Raw genomic sequence first — 237 nt, 5'->3', positions numbered from 1 at the left:
CGACTCCGCTGGGTCCAATGTTTATTTGTGCGACAGATGATGGTGTTTGTTTGTTGGAGTTCGTTGATAGGAGAATGTTAGAAACGGAGTATAAAGATTTACAGAAAATACTAAACGCAAAAATAATTGCAGGTGAAAATTATCATATTAAGAAAGCAAACATAGAAATAGCTGAATATTTTAATGGTGAACGTAAGAAATTTGATGTAAAAGTTCAATTTCTAGGGACAGATTTTC

At 32.9% G+C, this 237-nt stretch carries 1 protein-coding gene; it reads left to right on the top strand.

Annotated elements, in window-relative coordinates:
• Nucleotides 1-237: hypothetical protein (locus Q5762_RS39630; protein WP_315897169.1), on the top strand; the 237-nt coding region annotated here is incomplete at both ends.

This window comes from Streptomyces sp. P9(2023) (genome assembly GCF_032436795.1).
Classification (GTDB): domain Bacteria; phylum Actinomycetota; class Actinomycetes; order Streptomycetales; family Streptomycetaceae; genus Streptomyces.
Note: the sequence above shows the minus strand (reverse complement) of the source record. Positions and strands in the feature narration are given on the sequence as shown.